1 protein-coding gene (running past one end of the window) is annotated in these 24,206 nt (G+C 56.1%); it reads right to left on the bottom strand.

What is annotated here, in order from left to right:
• Positions 1–24,206 carry the 5' portion of a M10 family metallopeptidase C-terminal domain-containing protein gene (locus RMR24_RS11775; protein ID WP_310615267.1) on the bottom strand. The gene continues 7,948 nt to the left of window position 1, outside the view, so only the first 24,206 of its 32,154 coding nucleotides appear in the window; its start codon is at positions 24,204–24,206; the stop codon falls past the left edge of the window.

Here is a 24,206-nt window from a genome sequence, read left to right as displayed (position 1 = left end):
GTTGCACCTGGAACATCTGCCACAAAGGTCAACGTACTGGCACCATTTTTGAGCACCAACTGAGCTGATGTGGCAGGAGTATCTGTCGTACCAGAAATTAACGCTGCGCCATTGCTAAACGAATCCACAACATAGCCGGCACCAGCCAGCAATGGCCCCACTTGCGTCGCAGTGAATTGAGTCGTACCAATCGTGATGTGCGCATAGCTTGCGTTCACGAAGCTAATTGCAGGTGGCGTGACGCCGGAAACAGCCACAAAGTGTGTCGTACCTAGATCAATGTGAGTGGCATCTACAAATGTGATCGCTGAGCCGCTGGTGAGGCTTGTGCTGCCCGTCGAAACAGCTTCGTAATTGACCGTGCCAAGCGTCACGGTGGCCTTGCTAGCATCATGGCCCTGAACAATATTGGCCGGCGCTGAACGGGCGGTGAGACTGGTGACGACACCCGTGTTCTCCACGAACTCTCGTCCCCCCAATACGATGGAAGCGTTTGAAACACCATGTAGAGTTTCAGCACTTGATGTGCCTGTGATGCTCGCGAGCGAGGTAGACACAGTGCTATCGCTACCACCATCAATTTTGGTGTCAGCAACATCGAGCCATAGCACATCATTGCCTGCCCCACCACTGAGGGTATCGGCACCTAATCCACCGATGAGTGTGTCGTTACCAGCAGCACCAGAGATGCTGTCAGCCCCATCATTGCCACTCAACCAGTTGTCGCCCGAGCTGCCATCGATGGTGTCATCAAAGGCTGAGCCCATGATGTTTTCGATCGAGGTCAAGGTATCTAGCTCACTGCCGCTACCCACCGACACTTTGCCCGTCGCGAGGTCCGCAACGATGCGCGCTGTTGAGGTGTAGCCAGCTGATGCGTAGAGATAAGAGTAGCTAGCAGTGTCACTACCTGTGCCGCCATCAAGAGCGTCATTACCGCCATAACCGTATAACCAATCGTCGGTGCTAGAACCCGTCAATGATTGTGCACTGTCCGTGCCAGAGTAATAACTTGGAGATACAGAGACAGTGACGCTCGGATGGATCACCACTGACACGCTACCTGAGGTGTACTTGTTGTAAACCACCGTACCCAATGTCTGCGTGCTGTGAGACCACGAATTGGTGAGAGACACCGTGTCACCCACATCGCCCTCAATCCGTAACGAACCAGTTCCACCCGTCAGCATGCTGCTGACCTGTGTGGCGCTCAGCACCACGGCATTGCCCACACCTGAGGTGTTGGCACCAAGGTCAATCACGTCAAAGTTACGCAGCGCAGGCATGCTGGCGACCGTGAGGTCCGCTATGCGTTGCGTGACCAACAAGGTGTCCGTGCCTGAGACACCGTCGATGGTGCCTTTGGAATAATCGAGCGTTAACGTGCCATTGCCGTTGCCTGCAGCACCCGAGGTGTCTAACAAGCTCGTACCACTACTGACGTAAGCCGTAGCTGTCGAAGCGGTTGAGCTGGTACTCCAACTCGGAGCGCTCGTGGCGTTGTTCAACAGTGATGTCGACAAAGTGCCCAACTTCAGATTGCTCTGACCTGCGTTGGTCATGGTGTCGGTGTAACTCACCAGTGCCGCCGATTGAGCGGTGTAGTTGGTATCAACGCTACCCGTGCCATCCGTATTGCCACCCACATTGAAACGTGTGCCTAAGTACTGACCGTCAATTTGCACAGTCAGTGTGACGGCACTGCCGCCCACCACGGGTGTGTACTGGCTTGTATAAATACGCGCACTGCCGCCGTTGAGTTGTGCCTCTGCTTGGTAGGTCCAGTTGCCCCAGTCGTTGAGCACAAACATATCGCCTGCATCACCATCCACGCGCAAGACGTGGTTGCTGTCGGCCATGGCGTAAACAGACGCACGGTCCAACACCACGCTGGTCGCGTTGCGGCCACGCAGATCAATGAGCTCAATGTTGGTGATGCCATTGGTGGCATTGGCCACTGTGAAGTCACGGCTATTGCCGCCCATCAACAAGGTGTCGTAGCCTGCCCCACCATCAATCGATATGACAGATTGACGCGAGTCAGCGCTGATGTTGCTGATGTGTACCCTGTCCGTGGTTGGAGACGAGACGTAGTCTTGATTCCAAACCAAGATGTCGTTGCCATCGCCGCCAAGCAAGGTGTCTGCATCGCCATCTGGACCACCACTGAGCCAATCGTTGCCTTCGCCGCCTTGCAACAAATCGTTGCCAGCGCCGCCGTTCAAGCTGTCATTGCCTGTACCGCCACGCAAGTCATCGTTGCCGTCGCCGCCATCGATGCTGTCGTTGCCAGCAAAACCCATCACGGTGTCGTTGCCCGCACCGGCCACGGTCATCACGTCGGCTTGTGCCGTACCTAACAACGAGTCAGCGCCGTTGCCATTGGTCGTGTTGTAAACGGTATGAATATCTGTCGAAATTGCAGCCGTCAACGTGGTCGAGCCCATCACGCTTTGCCAGGTATCAAACCCTGCGGCACCTGAGATGGTGGTCCAAGTGCCATCGCCAAAGGTCACGGTATCTTCGACACCGCCCAAAATGGTCAAGACACCCGTGCCGCCCGTGGCGCGTTTCACAAAGTCTTGGCTGAGGGTGATGCTCTGTGGAGACTCGGCATTGAGCTTCAAAGCCTCAATGCTTTGAACCGCGGGCATAGACCACGTCGGGCTGAAGTCCACATTGGCATCGTTGATCAGCAAGGTGTCGCTGCCTGTACCACCGACGATGGACACGTCCGCTGCGTCAAACACAAAGGCTTGGCCCACGTTGCCTGCGATTAACACGTCTGAGCCGGCACTGCCGTCCAAGGTCATGTGTGACGCATTGGTCAACAAGGTGATCGCAGAACTGGTGGTCAGGCTAGTAGCCCCCAGCTTGTCGGCTGTGAAAGCGACAGAACCGATCGACAAAGTGGCGCTGGTGCTGCTGGTGCCGTTCACCACATTGCTGATGGTGTCTGCCGAAGTAAGCGAGCTGAGCGCTTCATCATTGGCGGTGAAGCGAACACCACCAATGTAGGCGTAAGCCTTGGAGTTGCCGACCAGATAGTCGTTGCCAGCGCCGCCTTGTAGCAGCTCGAACCCGCCCACGATGTCTACGCCGCCTTGTCCATCGGTGGCTTGACCTGCAGCCACGCCACGATAGAGCGAAGCGCCCATGTTCACGACCACCGAGTTGGTTTGGTCGCTGTAATCAAGCACGTCAAGTCCGTCGCCACCCATCAGGGTGTCGTCGCCCGCGCCACCGCGAAGGGTGTCGTTGCCTGCATCGCCCCAGGCGGCGTCGTTGCCAGTGCCTGCGTCTATCCAATCGTCACCCGTGCCGCCGTAGACGAAGTCCACGCCATCGCCAGTGAGCACGGTGTCGTTGCCCGCGCCAGCGTTGACACTGTCTTTGCCGCCTTGCGTCGCAATGCGCTCGGCGTTGTCGCTGCCCAGCACCACATCGTTGCCGTTGCCGGTGCGCACGTGTTCAATCGAACGCAAGGTATCGACGGTGCCATAACCATCAACCACGGTACCCGCTGCAACGGTGAAACCACCGGCAGTGAATGTGCTGCTGGTGCTCATGTTCACCAGCACGTTGGCCGGTTGATCTGAGAAGTCCAAGGTATCGATGCCGTCGCCGCCGTCAATCGTATCGGCTGCGCGTGAATGGCTCATGTAGTCATCACCACCTGAACCCATCGAAGTTTCTGAACCAGCATTACCTGTGACCCACTGGTCAGCAGAGGTAGGTGTTGTCGAGTCGGTGAGCACACGGAGGTTTTCACTCAGCTTGAGCGTCGCAACAAGCGTCGCGCCGTCGTAGACTTCGGCGCCCAAATAGCGTGTGCCATTGACCACGATATTGGCATTGGCAAGCCAAACCAGCGTACCGCCCAAGATCAGGCTGTCGCCCACATCAGCGTGCACCGTCAAAGGTGTGATGTTGCTCGTGACCATCGCACCCAGCTTGGCGGTGCCAACCTTCAACCAGTTGTCACCATTGCCACGAAGGTCCACAGCCTCAAAGTTGCCTAAGCTACCTGTGAAGTTGCTCAGGTTGCGCACCCCGTCACGGATGACCAAAGTGTCATAGCCTGAGCCACCATCAATCGAGCTGTCTGCGTTGTCAAAGATGACCAAGTCATCACCGGCTCCGGCTTGCAACACGTCACTGTCGTTACCGCCATCGAGGGTGTCACGTCCTGCACCACCCAACAAGAGGTCGGACTCATCGCCACCCAGCAGCATGTCATCGCCATCGCCACCATCCAAGGTGTCGTTGCCCGTGCCGCCTGACAGCCAGTCGTTACCACTCGATGCACCTAGGGTGGTGGAGCCGCCATAGAGCATGTCTGCGCCCACACCGCCGGAAATGGAGTCGTTGCCGTCTCCGCCCCAGAGCGAGTCGTCACCGGCATCGCCGGCCAAGACGTCAGCGCCGTCGCCGCCAATCAAACTGTCATTGCCTGCGCCGCCAACCAAGCTGTCTTGCGCTGCGCCACCAGAAATCGTGTCGTTGCCGTCGTCACCCATCAGGGTGTCACTACCGCTGCTACCCATGAGCGAGTCTGTGCCACGGGTGCCCACGATCTTCTCAACCGAGATAAGGCTATCTGTCTCTGTCGCAGATATGGTGGCTAAACCGGTGGTCAGGTTGACCGCGACGCCAGTTTGAGGCGCCAACAAATCGATGGTGGCGCCTTGGTAAGGAATCATCCAGTCAATCAACTCAACGGTCACGCCGTCAGCAACTTTGACGTAAATACCTTCCAACGCATACGTGGAGTAACCACCACTTTGTGCCATCAGAGCCCATGGGCCTTCCAAAGTCATTTCACTGTGGTAGGTGTAGGTGCTCGTGCCAGCATCCCACTTACCACCGTTGACGGTCAGCATCACGTTGGTGCCGTAAGCCACAAAGTTTTTGCGCTCCAGCAAAGCCAGTGCTTCACGGTAGTTGAACGTCAAGTGGTTGACGCCATCGCCCTTGAGGTCAATGGTTTCCAAGCTACGCAGGCTTTGGCCTGCATAAGCGGTCATGTCGAGGTCAATGCCATGGCCCACGAACTGCAAGGTGTCGTTGCCTGTTCCGCCGTCGATCAAGACAAAGTTCAAATCGGTGATGGACAACACATCGTTGCCGCCACCGCCACGGATGATGTCAGCACCACCCATGCTGTAAATGGTGTCGTTGCCGTCGCCGCCCGCCAGGCGGTTGGCGCCGAAGTCACCCATCATCATGTCGTTACCCGTGGTGCCTGTCTGAATCAAAGAGTCAGAGTAATCGCCACCATTGATGACGAAGGCCTCACCTGAGTTGTAGCCATCCTTTTGGTTGGTGGGCATGCCCACGATCATGTCGAGGGTGCCGTCGTTGTTGAAGTCACCCGTTGCAGCAGAGAAGCCAAACTGGTCTTGCGGCAAACCGCCGGTGATGGCCAAGCCATCGCCGCCTAAGTTGTCGGAGCTGAGCTTGACGCTCCAATCCTCGCGTGCTTTGCCATAGACCACAAACACGGCACCGCTGTCGGTGTCGGCAAAGTCGCTGGCGGTGTTGTCGGTCACCACAGGGTTTTGACCACCGGCGAGCAACAAGAAGTCATCGTAGCCGTCACCGTTGACATCGCCGTACTTGGCAATGCCGGTGAGTTGGTTGTTGGTCGTGCCATAGAAGGTCACCACACGATGTTCGGCCTGCAAGGTCGCCAAGGACAACAGATCAGGCCATTCGCCCGACTTGCCAAACACGAGGTTGTACGCACCCATGGCCACGCCGTTGGGAGCCCCGGCAAGTGGGACTGCGTTGGGTGAACCAAAAATGAAGTCTTGAATGCCGTCACCGTCAATGTCGCCAACCGACTCCACCACCAAACCAGCTGCACCGCCGGCGGCAGAAGCACTGCGCGAACCGAGGTTTGGGTTTGTCGCGCTGACAGAGTAGTCGGCCGTCTGCAAGGTATTGCCCTGTTGCAAACCAGGATCGACTTGCGCGGCGGCTTCGCTGCTGAACGCATAGCTCGCTGCTGGGGCGAAGGTGTAAGCGCCATTGCTCGAAGCGGAGTCGCGGCCTAATGAGGTTCGAATGGCAGTGCTGTCAAACGTCAGGTTGTAGCCTGTGGCTCGCACCAGCGACAGGCCTGGGTCGACACTGACCACGCCACCCGTAAAGTTCACTCCGCCACCATGGTCACCCGTGAATTGAGTGTGCAAGTTGTCTGCGCCTGATGCCGTGAAGGTCTCAATCAAGGTGCCAGAGGCGTTGTAAAGCTTAATCTTGCTGCCCACATTGCCTGCAGCAACGTCTTGCGAGAACTGCAAGAGCAAGTTTTCGTTCAACCCAACCTTGATTGAGTTGGATGACAAATTGGTCGTCGCTGCCAAGCTCAACCCAGAGGCAGTCGTAAAGTTCAACTGATTGCCCGTGGTTAAACCAAGAATTTGATTGCCATCTTGGTCTGTGAGGGCGTAATTGTTTGTCCCTGTCGAGGTGACGATGCGATACGTCGTGCCGTATTCCAGCGCGAAACGCGGGTCAATCGTCAGCGTGCGGTTGTTCAACGTGAACACACTGCCATCGGCACTGTTGACGGTGTACACACCGTTATTGAGGGTGTAGTTAGCCGCATTGAAACTTTCAACCACGGTCTCCACACCTGCAACAACCTTCACCAGATTGATGGTGCCATTGCGCGTCATCACCAAAGTTTCAGGTGATGTGAAGCGAATGCTGGTCTCCACTTGGAAACCACCCATGCCTGCGGAAATGTTGCCAACCGAAGCGTTTAAACCTGAGTTGTTGTAGTTCCAGGTGTACAGGTCAGGACGGTAGATATCGTCGGTCGTGGTGATGGTGTCATAGCCCGCACTGATGTTGCCAAAGGCATCCTGCAACGAGTCAAGCGTGATGCGATAGTCAGAACCGCCCTTAAATGTTGCACCTAAATTCAAAACGAAGTTTTGGCTGTCAACCATCCGACCACCTGAACTATAGGTAATCGTTCCACCCATGTCACTCACACCGGTTTGCAAATCAAAATTCTCAGTCGTGGTGTAACCAGAAATGGTGCGGCTATTACCGGTGCCCGTGTAGCTGATTTTCTCAATCAGGATGTGGCCATATGATTTGACCGCTTCACTCAAGTTCAGATTCAGAGCAAAAGTACGACCGGGTAGAACACTTGAATAGACATTACCCACTGGGGCATTTGGCACTTCGCCAACAGCGCCTGTGGACAAATACTCTGTCAACTGTGGGATGGCCCTGCCCCAATAGTCCACGGGGTTATTGGGGAGCGCTGCAAGCGTTGGATAGAGCGAATTTAACCAAGTACCTGTAGAACCGCTGTACCAGTTATAAGTGTTGTCATAAGGAGTCACTGTGAAGGTGACATTTCCTGTTGACGTCGTGGTGATCGTAGGTGCCGTGCCGTCAGCATTGCCCGAGCTTGCCGCTGTGGCAAACGTCACGGTGCTGTTGCTGGACATTCCTGCGAACACATTGCCAGCACCATCTTTGAAGGTGTTGCCGTCAACCGTGAGGTAGTAGTTCGTGCTGTTCGAAAGACTACGGTAGGGGTTGAGTGTGATGCCGTTGCTGGTGACTTGCATCAAGCCACCAGAATCACCAAAGCCAGTAAAGAGATCGAACTTCTCGATCAAAGCACCTGTGTCTTTGTTTAACAGCTTCACAAACTTGCCGGGCGCTGTGACCAAGGATGTCACAGGCTCAGAAAAGCTCAGGCTGAGGTTGCCGCTCACCGCAAAGCCAGTGCTGGCAGCGGTTGTGACAGTAGGCGCGGTTACATCGTTGTCGTGATAGACCACCTTGGTGTTGGCCCATCCTTCGTCTTTGCCGAACACGACAAATGCGGCACCGCTGGTGTCGGTGTAATCGCCTGTCACACCTGAAAAGCTAGGGCCGCCAATGGCGAAGTCTGAGAAACCATCAGAGTTGACGTCACCCAAAGCGGCAATAGAAGCACCAATGTTGGTCGGGTTTTGGTCATCCGAGAAGATGGTGATGCCCTTGTTGGGCGTCATGTTGCCCAGGTTCAAGTTACCGGAATAAGCACCGCCAAACACCAACGACACACGTCCGGTGTCGTTGGTCGACAAATAACCATCACCGTAGCTGTAACCCAAGGCAAAGTCTTGGTAGCCGTCGTTGTTGACATCGCCTACACCTTGTATGGCCAACATACTCAGGTTGGTACCAGGGGTGCCTGTGAGTGATGACGCATCGACCACAAAACCTTCAGTGGCTGATGGTGTGAAACTGAGGTCCGCAATGTTGACGTCACTCCAGTTGTTGCGACCGTAAATAATGCGAATTTTGTCTACGCCACCGTAGGTGAAGTTGGCGGCCATGTCGGCCCATCCATCACCGTTGATGTCGCCAATGCCGGTTAAACCGAATTGGTAGGTGGCGTTGTAGGTTTGGTAGGCCGAGGACGTCAACGTCGCGTTGTCCATGTTCAAGGCTTTGAACGCGGTGGAGTTGATACCTGACACTTTGAAACCATCGCTGCCGATGTTGCTCAAATCAATTTGGCCCGACAAATCGCCGCGGCCAAAGATGACATAGGCAGAGCCAGCTTGGTTGACGATCATGTCGTCTACACCGTCGTGGTTGATGTCGCCTGCGTTGTCTACTTTCCAGCCTGCATAGGCGTCAATACCTTGGCTCACCATATAGGTGCCGTCGGTGTAAGAGATCGAGAAAGTGGACAGTTGCGGTGTGGGTGGGCTGTCGATGTGCGCCGCCATGTTGACGGTGTAATAGACCTTCACCCCGTTGTCGCCTAGCGCAGAGCTGTAGGTGATACCGTTGTAGTTGACGTTTCCTGTGAGATGCCAATTGCCGTAAAGCGTGAGACTGTCGTAAGTGGCGTTGCCCTTGACCAACAAGAGTTGGTTGGCATCGGTCATTTCGGCGACTTTTTCCGGCGTCAAGACCAAGTCGTTGTAAGTGTTGCCGCCCACCGTGCTTTGATAGGTCAGATCAAACACTTCCACATTGGTCAAACCCGTAGGCGCCAAGATGCTGGTGTTGATGCGTCCTGAGCCATCCGTAGAAATCGTGCCACCGAAGTCGAAACGGACGGTATCAATACCGCGTCCGCCATCGATACCCGCGAAGCTCATGTTTGTGACCGTGATGGTGTCATCGCCGTCACCGGCCATCGCACCTTCCATCGCGCCGACAATCAAACTGTCGGGAGAAGACGTACCCACCGCAATTTGGCCGCCCAATTCGTTGGCCACATCCAGGGTGACTGCGGCGGACACATTCACAAATGCGCTGCCTTTTTGCAGCACGTTGAACAAGGCGCCTGTGGCGTCCGAGTCCACGCCCACATACACCCAGCCGCCATAGAGCGACAAGGTGCTGCCTGCACCACCCAATACGGTGAGTCGTCCGCTCTCACACAGCGACATCACACTGGCTTCATCCAGTTTGACCGAGCCTGTGGTGCTGAGATCAATCTTCTCAAAGTTGCTGACTTGCGTGCCAGCCAATGTGGTCAAGTCAACTTGGGTGGCACCTGTCATCACCAAGGTGTCTGTGCCACTGCCGCCCAAAATTCGGCTGTCGGCAATGTCGTACACCACGCGGTCATCGCCTGCGCCTGCATCAATGACGTCAGCACCGCTGCCACCATTGATGGTGTCGTTGCCTGCATCGCTCTTGATCACATCCACACCGCTTGTCCCTGCCAAACTGTCCGCGCTTGCGGTACCCGAGGTCACTGAGGACACTGTGGGGGTATGGCCTGCTGTGTTACTGACTTTGACGGTCAGTATCTTGTGGGTGCTGGTTAAAGGATCAAGGTAGTCGAGCGTATACGTGTCATAGCCAGCAGTGGCCGTCACAGTCGTGTCTTTGACAGGTAGACCATTCACATCCACAGCCCAGCCCTTGAGCAAGACGGTGTCGAGGTCTTCAGCGTTTAGCGTGAGGGTGTTGTTAGCATTGCCCATTGCCAAGAGGCTGGCGGGGTCAATGACCAAGGTATCTTTACCTGAGCCTGCCACGGTGGTGGCGTTGTTAAGGTCAAACACCTCCAAGCCTTGCAAGGCTGGGCGTGTTGCCCCAGCGTCGGGACGAGCAGCGTCACTCAAGTCGAGCAAGCCCGCTTTGACAATTTGCAAGGTATCTACGTCGGTGCTGGCTGTGTCGCCGCCACCTGAAATCAAGATGTCTTTCGCGTCGAACACAATCAAGTCACTGCCTGCGCCCGCACGCACAACGTCGGCACCTGCGCCTGCGTTGATGGTGTCGTTGCCTGTGCCGCCACTGATGTCTTCAGAGCCAGTTCCGCCCGTCAAGACGGAGCCAGTGTTGCTACCCACAATTTGGTCACCTTTGGTGACATCCAAGTCCAACAACACAGTCACAGCTGTACCGTCGCTGGCGAAGTTGGTGTACTTGTTGTAAGCAATACCCAGCACCAGCTCTGAACCGCGAGATTGCCAGCCAGAGCCAGCCAAACGAACCACGTCGCCTGCGTTACCGCTGACGATCAGGGTGTTGCTCTCGGTCGAGGAGTCGCGCACTTGGTCGGCCGACACCACCAAGGTGTTGTCGGCAGAGCCTGTGAGGTCCCATTTTTCAATGCCACGAATCGAATTGGCGACACCTGCAGCCGTCAGGTCGATCAGGACGCCCTGCCCCGGCACAGCGTTGTCAACACGCAAGGTGTCGGTGCCTAAACCGCCGTCGATCACGGAGTCAGTGCTGTCATAAACCAACACGTCCTCACCCGCGCCACCACTTAAGGTGTCGGCGCCCGCGCCGCCGTCTAGCACGTCGCTGCCTGCGCCGCCGTCAAGCGACTGAACACCTGCACCTGTGGTCAGGTCATCACGCCCAGTGGTGCCACCCAGTTGTGGCACCAAGCCATTTTTCAGTTGAACGGTTGCGCCGTTGAGTGTGTATGTGGTGTAACCACCAGCGGTTGCGCCTTGTGCCCATTCGCCGTTGAGGCGAACCACGTCGCCTGCTTGACCGTTGATTTGCAGTGAATGTCCATCGTTGATGGCCAACACATCCGCACTGCCCAAGCTGAGGGTTCGGGTGCCTGCATGGCTGCTGCCCAAGTCGATGACTTCAATGTTTTGCAACACATCATCAGCCAACGTGGTCAGGTCGGTTGAGCTGCTAGAAATCTGCAGCGTATCAGTGCCGATGCCACCATCGACTAACTTATCAATCGCGTCAAACACCAAGGTATCGTCGCCGGCACCAGCACGCAACACGTCAGAGCCTGCACCGCCGTCGAGCACGTCACTGCCTGAAGTTCCACGCAACACGTCCATCCCAGATGAGCCAGCCGTACTGACTTGGCCCACAGAGACACCTGCGCGAACCATCAGCGTGACATCGTCATTTGCAAGGTTGGTACCGTGGTACACGTTGTAATTGCCATCCACGCTGAGTGTGGGGGTACCCCACACACCGTCGAGGAACAACTTGTCACCGGCATTGCCTTCCACCGTCAAGGTGGATTGGCCACTGACTTCCACCACACTCGCAGGTGAGACCACCAAGTAGTTGTTACCGGCTCCGGTGATGTCAATGATTTCTGTGTTGAGAATGCTGGCGCGACCACGTGTGTCGCCCAAATCAAGCACGATGTCAGCTGCGCTGACCGTGTCTAAACGCAAGGTATCTGTTCCGCCACCGCCATCGATCGTCAAGTCAGACGGATCAAAGGTGCGAACGTCATCCCCACTGCCACCCACATAAGCGATGGTGAGGGTGACATCGGGGTTGATCAAAATCGTGGCCGTGGTTTGGGTGGCTGCATCGAAATAGGTGTATTTGTCGTACTGACGTGCTGCGCCACCTTCGTAAATCACAGGTTGCGTGCCAGCAGGCAACCAATTGCCACTGAGTGTCAGACTATCGCCCACGCGACCATGGACTTTCAACAGGTCCGTGGTGTCAGAGAAATTGAACACCGATGCGGTGTTCAGCATCAGGGAATGTGCGCCCAAACCGTTGATATCGAGCTCTTCAAAACCGCTGATTTTCGACATCGGGTTTTGCAAGTCTGTGATGGTTCGCGCGGTAGCCAACGTTGTCGCTGCGTTGGTTGTTGCGGTGAAGGTCACGCCGTTCACGCTGATCACCGCAGGCGAAGAACTTGTGCCTTCGTTCACTACACGAGTCGGTGATGACGCATCAAAAGGCACCAACACATTGGTGGCGCTATAAGTGATGCCATCAATCTTGAACGTGACAGCAAAGTCGTTCTTAATGGTCAAGGTGTCCACACCACTGCCACCATCGATGACAGCATCGGCACGGTCAAACAACACCCAGTCATTGCCTGCACCGGCCATGATGGTGTCGGCACCGCCGCCACCATAAATCACGTTGGCTAAATCTGAGCCAGTGATGGCATCAGCACCACTACCGCCAATGACGGTTTCGAAGCCACTGACCAAATCGCTGAAGAAAGGCGTACCACTGCCGTTGGCACGACCCGACGCGGTGCCGGTTGCCAAATTGATATTGAGCGACACCGTGGTGTCTGTGGTCAGGCTGAAGTCGAGGGTGTCGTCTCCGTTGCCACCCTCAAGCGTGTCATTGCCTGGACCGCCGCTGACGCTGTTGGCAGCGACGCGGACAACGTCGTTGCCAATGCCTGCGTCCACACTGTCATTGCCTGCGCCACCATCCAAGATATCAGCGCCCGCACCACCCAACAAGGTGTCGTTGCCTGAGCCGCCAGAGAGGCTGTCGTTGCCTGCGCCTGCGTCTAACAAGTCTTGACCATCACCACCGATGAGGGTGTCCAGGCCGTCACCTGCAACCACGACGTCATCGCCTGTGCCGCCATCAATGCGGTCGTCGCCCGTGCCACTGTCAATGTCATCATTGCCAGCACCACCAGCAACACTGTCGTTGCCGTCGCCCGCCAGGATGGTGTCATTCCCCGTGCCACCATCGATGGTGTCAGCGCCGGAGCCAGTGTCAATGTTGTCGTTACCACCGCCGGCAGAAACAGAATCGCTGCCTGCGTTGGTGTGGAATTCGTCATCACCGGCTGTCGCGTTTGGCGTGTCAGCGCCTTCGCCAGTGATGAAGACAAAACCTGGCGTGATGTCAACTGGAATTAAAACGGTCAGCGTGACGGGACCACCCACTGCAGGTGTGTAAGAGGTGGTGTAAGTGTTGTGGGTTCGCGTTCGATCTGCGCTTGCCACCAAGGCCCAATTACCAACCAATCGCACGCCGTCATCAATGTTGGCTTCAATGCGTAACGTGCGATTGCTGGTCATCGCATACACGTCTGCATCGGCAACCTTGACCGACTGACTACCAGTCGCGCGAAGGTCAAGCACCTCGAATTCTGAGAATATGTCATCACGCAAGAGCGTGAAATCGACCAAGGTGCTATTTGCTCCCACTACCAAGGTGTCGACGTCTGCGCCGCCTTTGACAATCGTGTCGAAGGAGTCAAACACGATGGTGTCATCGCCTGCACCAGCGTCGATGGAGTCTGGGCCTGAACCGCCATCGATGAAGTCAGCGTCTGAGCTGCCCAAAATGGTGTCCGCTGCACCTGAACCAATGACTGTTTCAAAGCCACTGATTTGGTCAATGTAGGGACTCACGGTGCTGACACTGCTATCCAATGCACGGCCTGCCGCAAGGACAGTTCCGCCTACCGTCAAGTTACCTGTCGAAAGGTTGATGGCCACAGGGCCACTGACGCCGCTGTAATCCAAGATGTCCGCGGTGCCGGCGCCGCCGTCCAGCGTGTCGTTGCCCGCATCGCCTTTGACCCAGTCGTCGCCTTCACCGGCATTGATGCTGTCGTTGCCAGCGCCACCCAAAATGGTGTCGTTGCCAAAGCCGCTCAAAATGGTGTCATTACCCGCACCGCCATCAATGTAGTTGGCAATAGCACCTGTGGCACTCGCCAGATCGCTTCTGATCGCATCGGCACCACTGCCACCAATGATGTTTTCAATGCCAGAGAGATCGTCGACACCTGTTGATCCGGCAAGGGTGCTACTTGAGGTAGCGGAGCCTGAGCCCGTCAACAAAGTTAGGCTGAAGCCTACAGTGTTGTCACTGAAATCCGCCGTGTCGATGCCGTCACCGCCAGCCAAAATATCGTTGCCTGTGCCACCACTTAAGGTGTCATTGCCTTGGTCACCCAACAAGATGTCGTTGTCAGCACCACCCAGCAACAAATCGGTGCCGTAGCCGCCACTCAGGGTGTCATTGCCTGCACCACCGCTGAGAGTATCGCTACTGCCGACGGTATCGCCGGCTCGGTCGCCTGACAACAAGTTGCCACCGCTGTTACCGGTAATGTTGTCGCTGCCGCTACCGCCCAAAACCGTTTCGAAACTACTGAAGGTGTCTGTGCCACCCAAGCCGTCATTGGCTGTGCCTGTGTTGGCGCCATCGGCCAATGTCACAACAATGCCCTGCCCAGAAACGTTACGGGTGTAGTCCAACGCATCGTTGCCGGCGCCACCTTCCAAGGTGTCGTTACCCAGACCACCCGCAATCACGTCGTTACCTGCACCCGACTGGATGTAGTTGTCCGCATTGGAGCCCACAATTTGATCGTTGCCTGAGCCCGTGATCAAGTTTTCAATGTCACTGCCCGCGATGGTGTCCACACCCAGTCCACGCACACCCAAGCTGTCTGAGCTGGTACCCGCTTGCAAGTCAACCGTGAGGTTGCCAGTTGCAGCCGAATCGTCCAAGGTATCCACGCCGCTGCCACCACTGATGGTGTCATTACCAACACCTGCATTGATGTAGTCGTTGTCAGCGCCGCCCGAAAGGCTGTCGTTGCCGACACCACCCACCAAGGTATCTTGACCTGCGTCGCCAGAGATCACGTCGTTACCAGCACCACCCTCAAGGTAGTTCCAGCTTTCGTTACCAGCGATGGTGTCATTGCCTGCACCGCCGATGACGTTTTCAATTCCCAACAACACGTCGTTACCAGGGCTCACCGTCGTCGGGTTGGCGTCATACGTGCTGCCAGCAGCACCGTTTAGACCGAGCGTAATTTGCAAGGGGTTAGCAGACGTGGTGCTGCTGTAGTCCAAGGCGTCGTTGCCGTCGCCGCCGACCAAGTAGTCGTTACCTGCGCCACCCAACAGGGTGTCGTTACCCGCGCCGGCAAGCAAGGTGTCGTCGCCGACTTTGCCGTAGACCAAGTCGCCTGAAGCGGTACCCGTCACGGACCCACCCGCATCAGAAGCGACAGAGACTTGCTGCACGATTTGCATGCGTGGGTCCACCAAGATCTCTTTGGTATTGACCACGTATTTGATGTAGTTGCCCACCGCACCGGCTCTTGACCATTCACCGTCAAGAATCAAGGTGTCGTTTTCATCACCGAGCACGGTTGGCGTTGTTGTCGACGTGATGCGATTGAAGGAAGCCTCGGTCAAGGTCAGCACGTTGCTGCCGCCACCCTTAACGCTGATGACTTCAACACCACTGATGTAGGGTCCGACGTCTTGACCTGCTGCATTTCGGTTCAGGGTCAGGGTTTCAAAGCTACTGAGATCAAGGGTATCTGTGCCCGAGCCACCCACAATCGAAATGTCTTTGCTGTCGTACACGAACAGGTTGTTGCCGCTGGTTGCTGACAAGACATCTGAGCCCAAGCCACCATCAATGGTGTTATCGCCTGCACCGCCTTGGATAGAGTCGTTGCCGGCACCACCAAACAAGCTGTCATTGCCATCGCCGCCATCGATGGTGTCGTTGTCAGCACCACCATCGACCCAATCGGCATCGCTGCCGCCTGAAATACTGTCACTGCCTGCGCCACCATAAACGGTGTTCAAACCGCTAGTAACCAAAATACGATCGTTACCAATGCCGGCATCGATTAAGTTGTCGCCCGTGCTGCCTGACAAGGTGTCATTGCCTTCACCGCCGTTGAGGGTGTCATTGCCAGCACCGCCATCCATCGAGTCATCGCCACGGCCACCAGCGATCAAGTTGTCGCCCGCATCACCGGTCAGGGTGTCTGAGCCACTGCCACCGTAAAGGTTGGCAAAGCCACTGATCGAATCGGTGTTGTTTGCGCCCACCACGGCTGTGCCTGTGGCCAAACTGACGGTGAGTGCAGTGGATTCACTGCTGTAGTCAATGGTGTTGACGCCCGCGCCGCCCACGAGGGTGTCGTTGCCTGAGCCACCGCGCACCACGTCGTCACCGGCACCGGCATTGACGCTGGCACCGCCCGCACCCGCCAAAATAAATTCATCTGCTGAGGAGCCAACAATGGAGGTTGTGTTGTTGTCTGCATTCGGTTGAAGTAAGCGAATGTCTTTTGAAACACGCAGCGTAAATGAGGGGGTCACCGCCGGCGCTTGTAGGGGCGTGGGCGTGTAATCTTGATACGCTAGACCATTGATAAATACGGGGTTACCGCTGGGTGACCAGCCACTGAGAATCAAGTTATCCGTGCCGTCGCCATTGACGGTCATGCTGGAACCACTGGCCATACCCACCGCAGAGGCCACATTGAGGGTCAGCGTGGTGCTTCCAAAGCCGCGCATGTCCAACGCCTCTAAGCCGGTGAAGTGTGTGTAGACAGATGGCAAATCTGCCGTCGCTTCAGAAATCAGCAAGGTATCAATACCAGCGCCACCGCTGACACTGTCAGCAGCATCAAAGAAGATGGCGTCGTTACCGACCCCACCTATGATGCTGTCGCCACCAAGGCCACCATCAATCGTGTCGCCTGAATTTCCGGCGGTGATAGTGTCGTTAAAGCCGCTACCGGTCAAAAGTCCGGCAGTGCCAGCAACGCCGCTTAACTCCAAGCCAATCACTTGAGCGCCAGTCAGCGTAGTTCCAGCAACTAGAAGTGTGTTGGCACCATCTACATATTTTCGATACGTCACACCGTCAATCACTACCGGCGTTAGAACGTCCCAAGTACCCAACGGTGTAATTTTGTCAGTGGTAGATCCCACAATCATCAGCGTACCGCCCATAGCAGCCACCGTGCTGGTGTCTAGAGTGAGGGTTTTGTTGGCTGCACCTGAGGTGATGTCCAAGCGTTCAATACTTGTGATTTGTCCACCCAAGGCTGCATCCGCAACTAAATCGATGATCTGATCTTTCAAGACCAAGGTGTCAGTGTTGCTACCGCCATCAATCACCGCAAAACGGTTATAAACGATTCGGTCATTGCCAGCACCTGCATTGATGGTGTCTACGCCCGATCCACCATCGATGATGTCGTTGCCTGCACCTGCATCCAATAAGTTAGCCGCTGCACTGCCGGTAATAGCGTCATCACCAGCACCTGCCAATACGTTTTCGATCGCAATCAAAGAATCCTGACCTAAGCCAGATGTCACACTGCTACTAGCGTCAGCGGTTGTGCCAGGTTGGGTGTCATTGCCTAGTGTGATGACCATGCCCGCTGCAGCCGCAGTGAAATCTGCGGTGTCGTTGCCGTCCCCGCCCACGAGGGTGTCGTTGCCCGCACCACCGTTCAAGATGTCGTTGCCATTGCCTGCAACCAAACTGTCGTTGCCATCGCCACCGCTGAGTGAGTCATTGCCGTCACCAGCCAGCAGCGTGTCGTTGCCCGCACCACCGGAGAGCGTGTCATTGCCATTGCCAGCATTGACCAAATCGTCGCCATCTCCCGCGGCGACAGAGTCGTTGCCCTCACCCGAGTTGATGCTGTCGTTGCCTGCACCACCGATGAGTTTGTCATTGCCCGCGCCCGTGATGATGGTGTCGTCGCCAGCACCCGCATCCACCGAGTTGTTGCCGTCACCGGCATTGATCACGTTGTTTGCACTGTTGCCCGTGATCGTGTCGGCAGCAGAACCGGTATTGATGTCTTCAATGTAGTAAAGAACGTCAGTGCCTTGACTCGAAATTTCAGTGGATGCATCCACACTACTACCTGCAGTAGCGCCGTCACCCAAAGTGATGGTCATGGCACTGGTGACCGAGCCCAGATCCAACACGTCTGTGCCATCGCCGCCTGACAAGGTGTCGTTGCCACTGCCGCCCACCAGTCGGTCGTTGCCGCTACCCGCGTCGATGCTGTCGTTGCCAGCACCGCCATAAACCATGTCGTTCCCCGCACCTGCCCAGATGGTGTCGGCACCATCGCCGCCGTCGAGCGTGTCTGAACCACTGCCTGCGCTGATGCTGTCAGTACCTTCGCCACCATCTACAGAGTTATTACCCTCGCCTGCGCTGATGCTGTCATTGCCAGCACCGCCAAGCAACAGATCATATCCGCCTCCAGCAAGAATGGTGTCCAGGCCATCACCGCCATCAACGGTGTTGTTACCCGCGCCCACCACGACTGTGTCGTTACCCACACCGCCATCGACGGAGTTGTTGCCAGCGCCTGCGTTGATGCTGTCGTTGCCAGCACCACCCATCAAATAGTCGTTGCCACTGCCCGCGATGAGTGTGTCTGCACCGTCACCGCCATCGACTGTGTTGTTGCCCTCGCCTGCGTTGATGACGTTGGCAACTTCGCTGCCTGTGATGTTGTCTGCACCCGTACCACCCAGCACGTTTTCAATTGATACCAAGACATCGGAGCCTTGGTTAGTTGCGCCCGAAACTGTGTCTGAGCTGCTGCCCGCTTGTACGCTGCTGCCGAGGTTAATGGTCAGACCATGCGTGACATCGCTGTAGTCAGCCGTATCAATGCCTGCTCCACCGACCAAGCTGTCGTCGCCTGCACCACCCGCAAGGGTGTTGATGCCATCGCCCGCGCTGATGCTGTCGTTGCCTTCACCCCCGCTTAATGAATCATTGCCGCTTCCAGCAATCAAGGTGTCTGCACCGGCACCACCGTCCACCACGTTGTTGCCAGCGCCTGCATTGATGACGTTGGCAGCGTCGTTACCTGTGATCGTGTCTGCACCTGTACCGGTGAGGATGTTTTCAATCGAAATAAGCGCATCAGTGCCTTGGCTACTAGCGCCAGAGTTGCTGTCGGTGCTGGTGCCCTGTGCGTTGCCAAGGCCCAGTGCAATCGTGAAATTCGTGTTCACAGCGCTCAAATCGAACGTATCGACGCCATCGCCACCAATCAAGGTGTCATTGCCACCCCCACCGATCAAGGTGTCTGCACCGGCACCGCCATCAATCAAGTTGGCAACTTCGTTGCCCACAATTGAATCGCCAGCCAAACCGCCAAATACGTTTTCGATCGAAACCAGAACATCGCTGCCTTGACTTGTGGCTGTGTCGCTGCTGGCATCTGTGCTGCTACCTGCGGCGCCGTTGAGGCCCAAGACAATGGTCTGTGCGCTTATTGCACCTCGGTAGTCAGCAACATCTATGTCTGATCCGCCCACCAAGATGTCGTTGCCCAATCCGCCTGCAAGGGTGTTCAAGCCATTGCCTGCAACGATGCTGTCGTTACCTGCGCCACCCGAGAGCACGTCATTGCCGTCACCTGCTGTGATGGTGTCGTTGCCTGCACCGCCGTCGACGGTGTTGTTACCCGCGCCCACCACGACCGTGTCGTTGCCCACACCGGCATCGACTGAGTTGTTGCCAGCGCCTGCGTTGATGCTGTCGTTGCCAGCACCACCCATCAAATAGTCGTTGCCACTGCCCGCGATGAGTGTGTCGTCACCCACACCGCCATCGACTGTGTTGTTGCCCTCGCCTGCGTTGATGACGTTGGCAACTTCGCTGCCTGTGATGTTGTCTGCACCCGTACCACCGAGTACGTTTTCAATTGATACCAAGACATCGGTGCCTTGGTTACTTGCGCCCGAGACTGTGTCTGAGCTACTGCCCGCTTGTACGCTGCTGCCGAGGTTAATGGTCAGACCGTGCGTGACATCGCTGTAGTCAGCCGTATCAATGCCTGCTCCACCGACCAAGCTGTCGTCGCCTGCACCACCCGCAAGGGTGTTGATGCCATCGCCCGCGCTGATGCTGTCGTTGCCTTCTCCACCGCTTAATGAGTCGTTGCCGCTTCCAGCAATGAGAACGTCTGAACCTGTGCCACCATCGATGGTGTTGTCGCCAGCGCCTGCGCTGATGCTGTCGTTGCCTTCACCGCCGCTTAATGAATCGTTGCCGCTTCCAGCAATCAAGGTGTCTGCGCCGGCACCGCCGTCAATCGTGTTGTTGCCATCGCCTGCGTTGATGAGGTTGGCCGCATTGTTGCCAGTGATCGAATCGGCAGCAGAGCCAGTCAGAATGTTTTCAATCGAAACAAGCGAATCGACACCTTGGCTACCGTTGGTTGAATCTGTGTTGCTGTCCGTGCTGGTGCCCGGTATGGTGTCGTTGCCCAATGCAATTGTGAAGGCGGTGTTTACCCCCCTCAAATCGAACGTGTCGATGCCATCGCCACCAATCAAGGTGTCATTGCCACCCCCACCGATTAAGGTGTCTGCACCGGCACCGCCATCAATCAAGTTGGCAACTTCGTTGCCAACAATTGAATCGCCAGCCAAACCGCCCAATACGTTTTCGATCGAGACCAGTACATCGCTGCCTTGACTTGTGGCTGTGTCGTTACTGGGATCGATGCTGCTACCTGCGGCGCCGTTGAGGCCCAAGACAATGGTCTGTGCGCTTATTGCACCTCGGTAGTCGGCGGCATCTATGCCTGTTCCGCCCACCAAGATGTCGTTGCCCAATCCGCCTGCAAGGGTGTTGAGGCCATTGCCTGCAACGATGCTGTCGTTACCTGCGCCGCCCAAGAGCACGTCATTGCCGTCACCTGCTGTGATCGTGTCGTTGCCCGCACCGCCGTCGACGGTGTTGTTACCTGCGGCCACCACGACCGTGTCGTCACCCACACCGGCATCGACTGAGTTGTTGCCAGCGCCTGCGGTGATGTTGTCATTGCCATCACCGCCGCTGATCGTGCTGTTACCTGCACCGACGACGATGGTGTCGTTACCCAAACCACCATCGACTGAGCTATTGCCATCGCCTGCGGTGATGTTGTCATTGCCTGCGCCACCATCGAGGGTGCTGTTGCCTGATTCGACGATCAAAATATCGTCGCCATTACCACCTGCTACAGAGTTATTGCCAGCGCCTGCGTTGATGCTGTCGTTGCCTTCGCCGCCAAAAATTAGATCGTTGCCGCCCGCTGCGACGATGGTGTCGTTGCCATCACCGCCATCGACTGTGTTGTCGCCTCCTGCTGCATTGATTGAGTCATTACCGATGCCAGCGGAAATAGACTCTTGCGTGTCATCACCGATCATGATGTCGTTGTTATCTGCAGCGCGGGGGAGCATTGGAAGAGCGTCAACGAGGCTGAACTCCGCATTACCGACATCAATGATGCCGTTGACGATGCTATTGATCTTGGCTTTAACCGTGAACGCTGTGTTGCGAATGGTGTTGATATCAATAGGCAAGCTAATCGTCTGACTGGCATCGCCAGCCTTGACGGTGTAGCTGTGTAAACCCGATGGAATACGCGCATCAGTCGTGGGGGTCGTGTTGGCACCGTCGTAAACCTCGACCAACAGTTCGTACGTAACGAAGAGGCTCGTAGGCGACGAAAGTGTGACCTTGAATGAAAAGGTGCCCTCGGCTTCATCAACGATCGCTGTGTCCGTACTCAAACTAACTTTAGGAATGATGGGCGGAACAATTTCGTTGCTAGCCTTCACGACCTTTTGTACAACCCTATCAATGATGGAAGGTGGAGAGGCTGTTGCTGTTGTTATGGACGAATTGTTGTTGGACGAATTAGCGGTAGCACTGAACACATCTGCCTGCGGAGAGGACAAAGGAGCCACCATGTTGTTGCCAGTGATGGGGCTGGATAAATTGTTTCCAGTGATCGGACTAGTGAGTGCAGGATTGCTTGTCGGTGAAGCAGTAACAACTTCCTGAGTTGTAGCTACAGCGGCAGCTTGCGCTGCTACCGCACCTGAAGCCTGAGCCGCACCAGCAGCGATGGCTTGCGTTACGTCAGCGATTTGAGTACCACCTTGAGCTGCTGTTGTTCCTGCTGCTTGTGCGGCGTCGCCAGTCGTAGCTTGCGCTGCACCGGCTGCTGCTGCTTGAGCTGCGCCTGCGGCAGCCTGCGTTCCTGCTTGGGCTGCAGTTGTTCCCGCAGTTTGTGCTGCATCAGCTGTCGTTGTTTGAGCTGTATTAGCTGCCGCTTGAGCAGCACCTGCGGCGGCTTGTGTACCTGCCTGAGCAGCAGTCGTACCTGTAACTTGTGGTGCGTCAACTGCTGTTGTTTGCGTTGCACCAGCTGCAACCTGCGATGCAGCTGCAGCGGCTTGTGTACTTGTTTGGTCTGCAGTTGTTCCCGTAGTTTGTGCTGCATCGGCTGTTGCTGTTTGAGTTGCACCAGCAGCTGCTGGAGCTGCACTTGCGGCGACCTGTTGTGTTCCAGCTTGCGCCGGAGTCGCACCTCTAGCCTGAGCTGCATCAGCTGTAGTTGTTTGCGCTGCACCAGCTGCAACTTGCGATGTACCTGCGGCTGCTTGCGTACCTGCTTGGGCTGCAGTTGTTCCCGTAGTTTGTGCTGCATCGGCTGTCGCTGTTTGAGTTGCACCAGCGGCTGCTGGAGCTGCACTTGCGGCGACCTGTTGTGTTCCAGCTTGCGCCGGAGTCGCACCTGTAGCCTGAGCTGCATCAGCTGTAGTTGTTTGCGCTGCACCTGCTGCTGCTGGAGCTGCATCCGCGGCGGCCTGTGTACCTGCTTGAGTAGCTGTTGTTCCTGTTGCTTGCGCCGCATCAGCTGTCGTTGTTTGCGCTGCACCGGCTAATGCTGGAGCTGCACCTGCAGTAGTTTGTGTACCTGCTTGAACGGCAGTCGTACCTGTAGCTTGTGGTGCGTCAGCTGTTGTTGTTTGCGTTGCATCAGCTGCAACTTGCGCTGCACCCGCGGCGGCTTGCGTACCTGCTTGAGCGGCTGTTGTTCCTGCTGCTTGTGCTGTATCAGCTGTCGTTGTTTGAGCTGGACCAGCTACTGCTGGAGCTGCGCCTGCGGCGACCTGTTGTGTTCCCGCTTGCGCCTGAGTCGCACCTGTAGCTTGTTGAGCTGCATCAGCCGTAGTTGTTTGCGTTGCACCAGCTGTTGTTGGAGCTGAACCCGCTGCGGCTTGCGTATCTGCTTGAGCGGCTGTTGTTCCTGCTGCTTGTGCTGTATCAGCTGTCGTTGTTTGAGCTGCACCAGTTGTTGCTGGAGCTGGAGCTGCAGCTACGGCAGCTTGTGTACCTGCTTGAACGGCAGTCGTACCTGTAGCTTGTGGTGTATCAGCGGTCGTTGTTTGAGCTGCACCAGCTGCAACTTGAGCTGCACCTGCAGCGGCTTGCGTACCTGCTTGGGCTGCAGTTGTTCCCGCAGTTTGTGCGGCATCGGCTGTAGCTGCTTGAGCTCCACCAGTTGCTGCTGGAGCTATGCCTGCGGCGACCTGTTGTGTTCCAGCTTGCGCCTGAGTCGCACTTGCAGCTTGAGCTGCATCGGCTGTCGCTGTTTGAGCTGCACCGTCTGCTACTGGAGTTGCACCTACGGCGGCTTGCGTACCTACTTGGGCTGCAGCTGTTCCCGCAATTTGTGCTGCATCAGCAGTCGTTGCCTGTGTTGCACCAGCTGTTGCTGGAGCTGCACCTGCTGCGGTCTGTATACCTGCTTGAGCAGCAGTCGGAGCTACAGACTGAATTTGAATATTTGGTTGTTGAGGTGCTAACACCAACGCTTCTTGACCGACGGCTACTTGCCCTGTTTGTCCATTTGCGTAAACCACAGGTACCGAAGCTTGTGCGCCTGAAGGCAGACTCACTCGGGTTTGGGCTGTGTCACCTTGCACGGCGACATTCAGACCAGCGGGCGGAACAGTCACCTGTCCAGCAGGCGTGTCGACATGAACTCGAACATCAGCAGACACATTTGCGACCGACACTGAGCCGGTATCAACCTTCAAATTGGCCTGCAAGTATTTGCCTGTCTCAGTCGTAATGAGTTGACCTGTAACCATGACTCGCGACATGTCTGCGATGACCGCACTTCCCGTACTCGCAGCGTTTGCATCTGGAGATAAGAAATTGATTCTTAGCTTTGAGTTCGTTTGCGTGGTGACCACATCACCGAGGTAGATACCATCACCCGTGGTGAGTTGAACCAACGTGCCGTTACGAATCACACTGACCGTACCAACCACTTCAGCAACTTTCGCGATGAGCTTGTCACTGGACAAGACTTGGGCATCACTTTGGGCATCACTCAC

This window comes from Limnohabitans sp. (assembly GCF_031539105.1).
Lineage (GTDB): Bacteria > Pseudomonadota > Gammaproteobacteria > Burkholderiales > Burkholderiaceae_C > Limnohabitans.
Note: the sequence above shows the minus strand (reverse complement) of the source record. Positions and strands in the feature narration are given on the sequence as shown.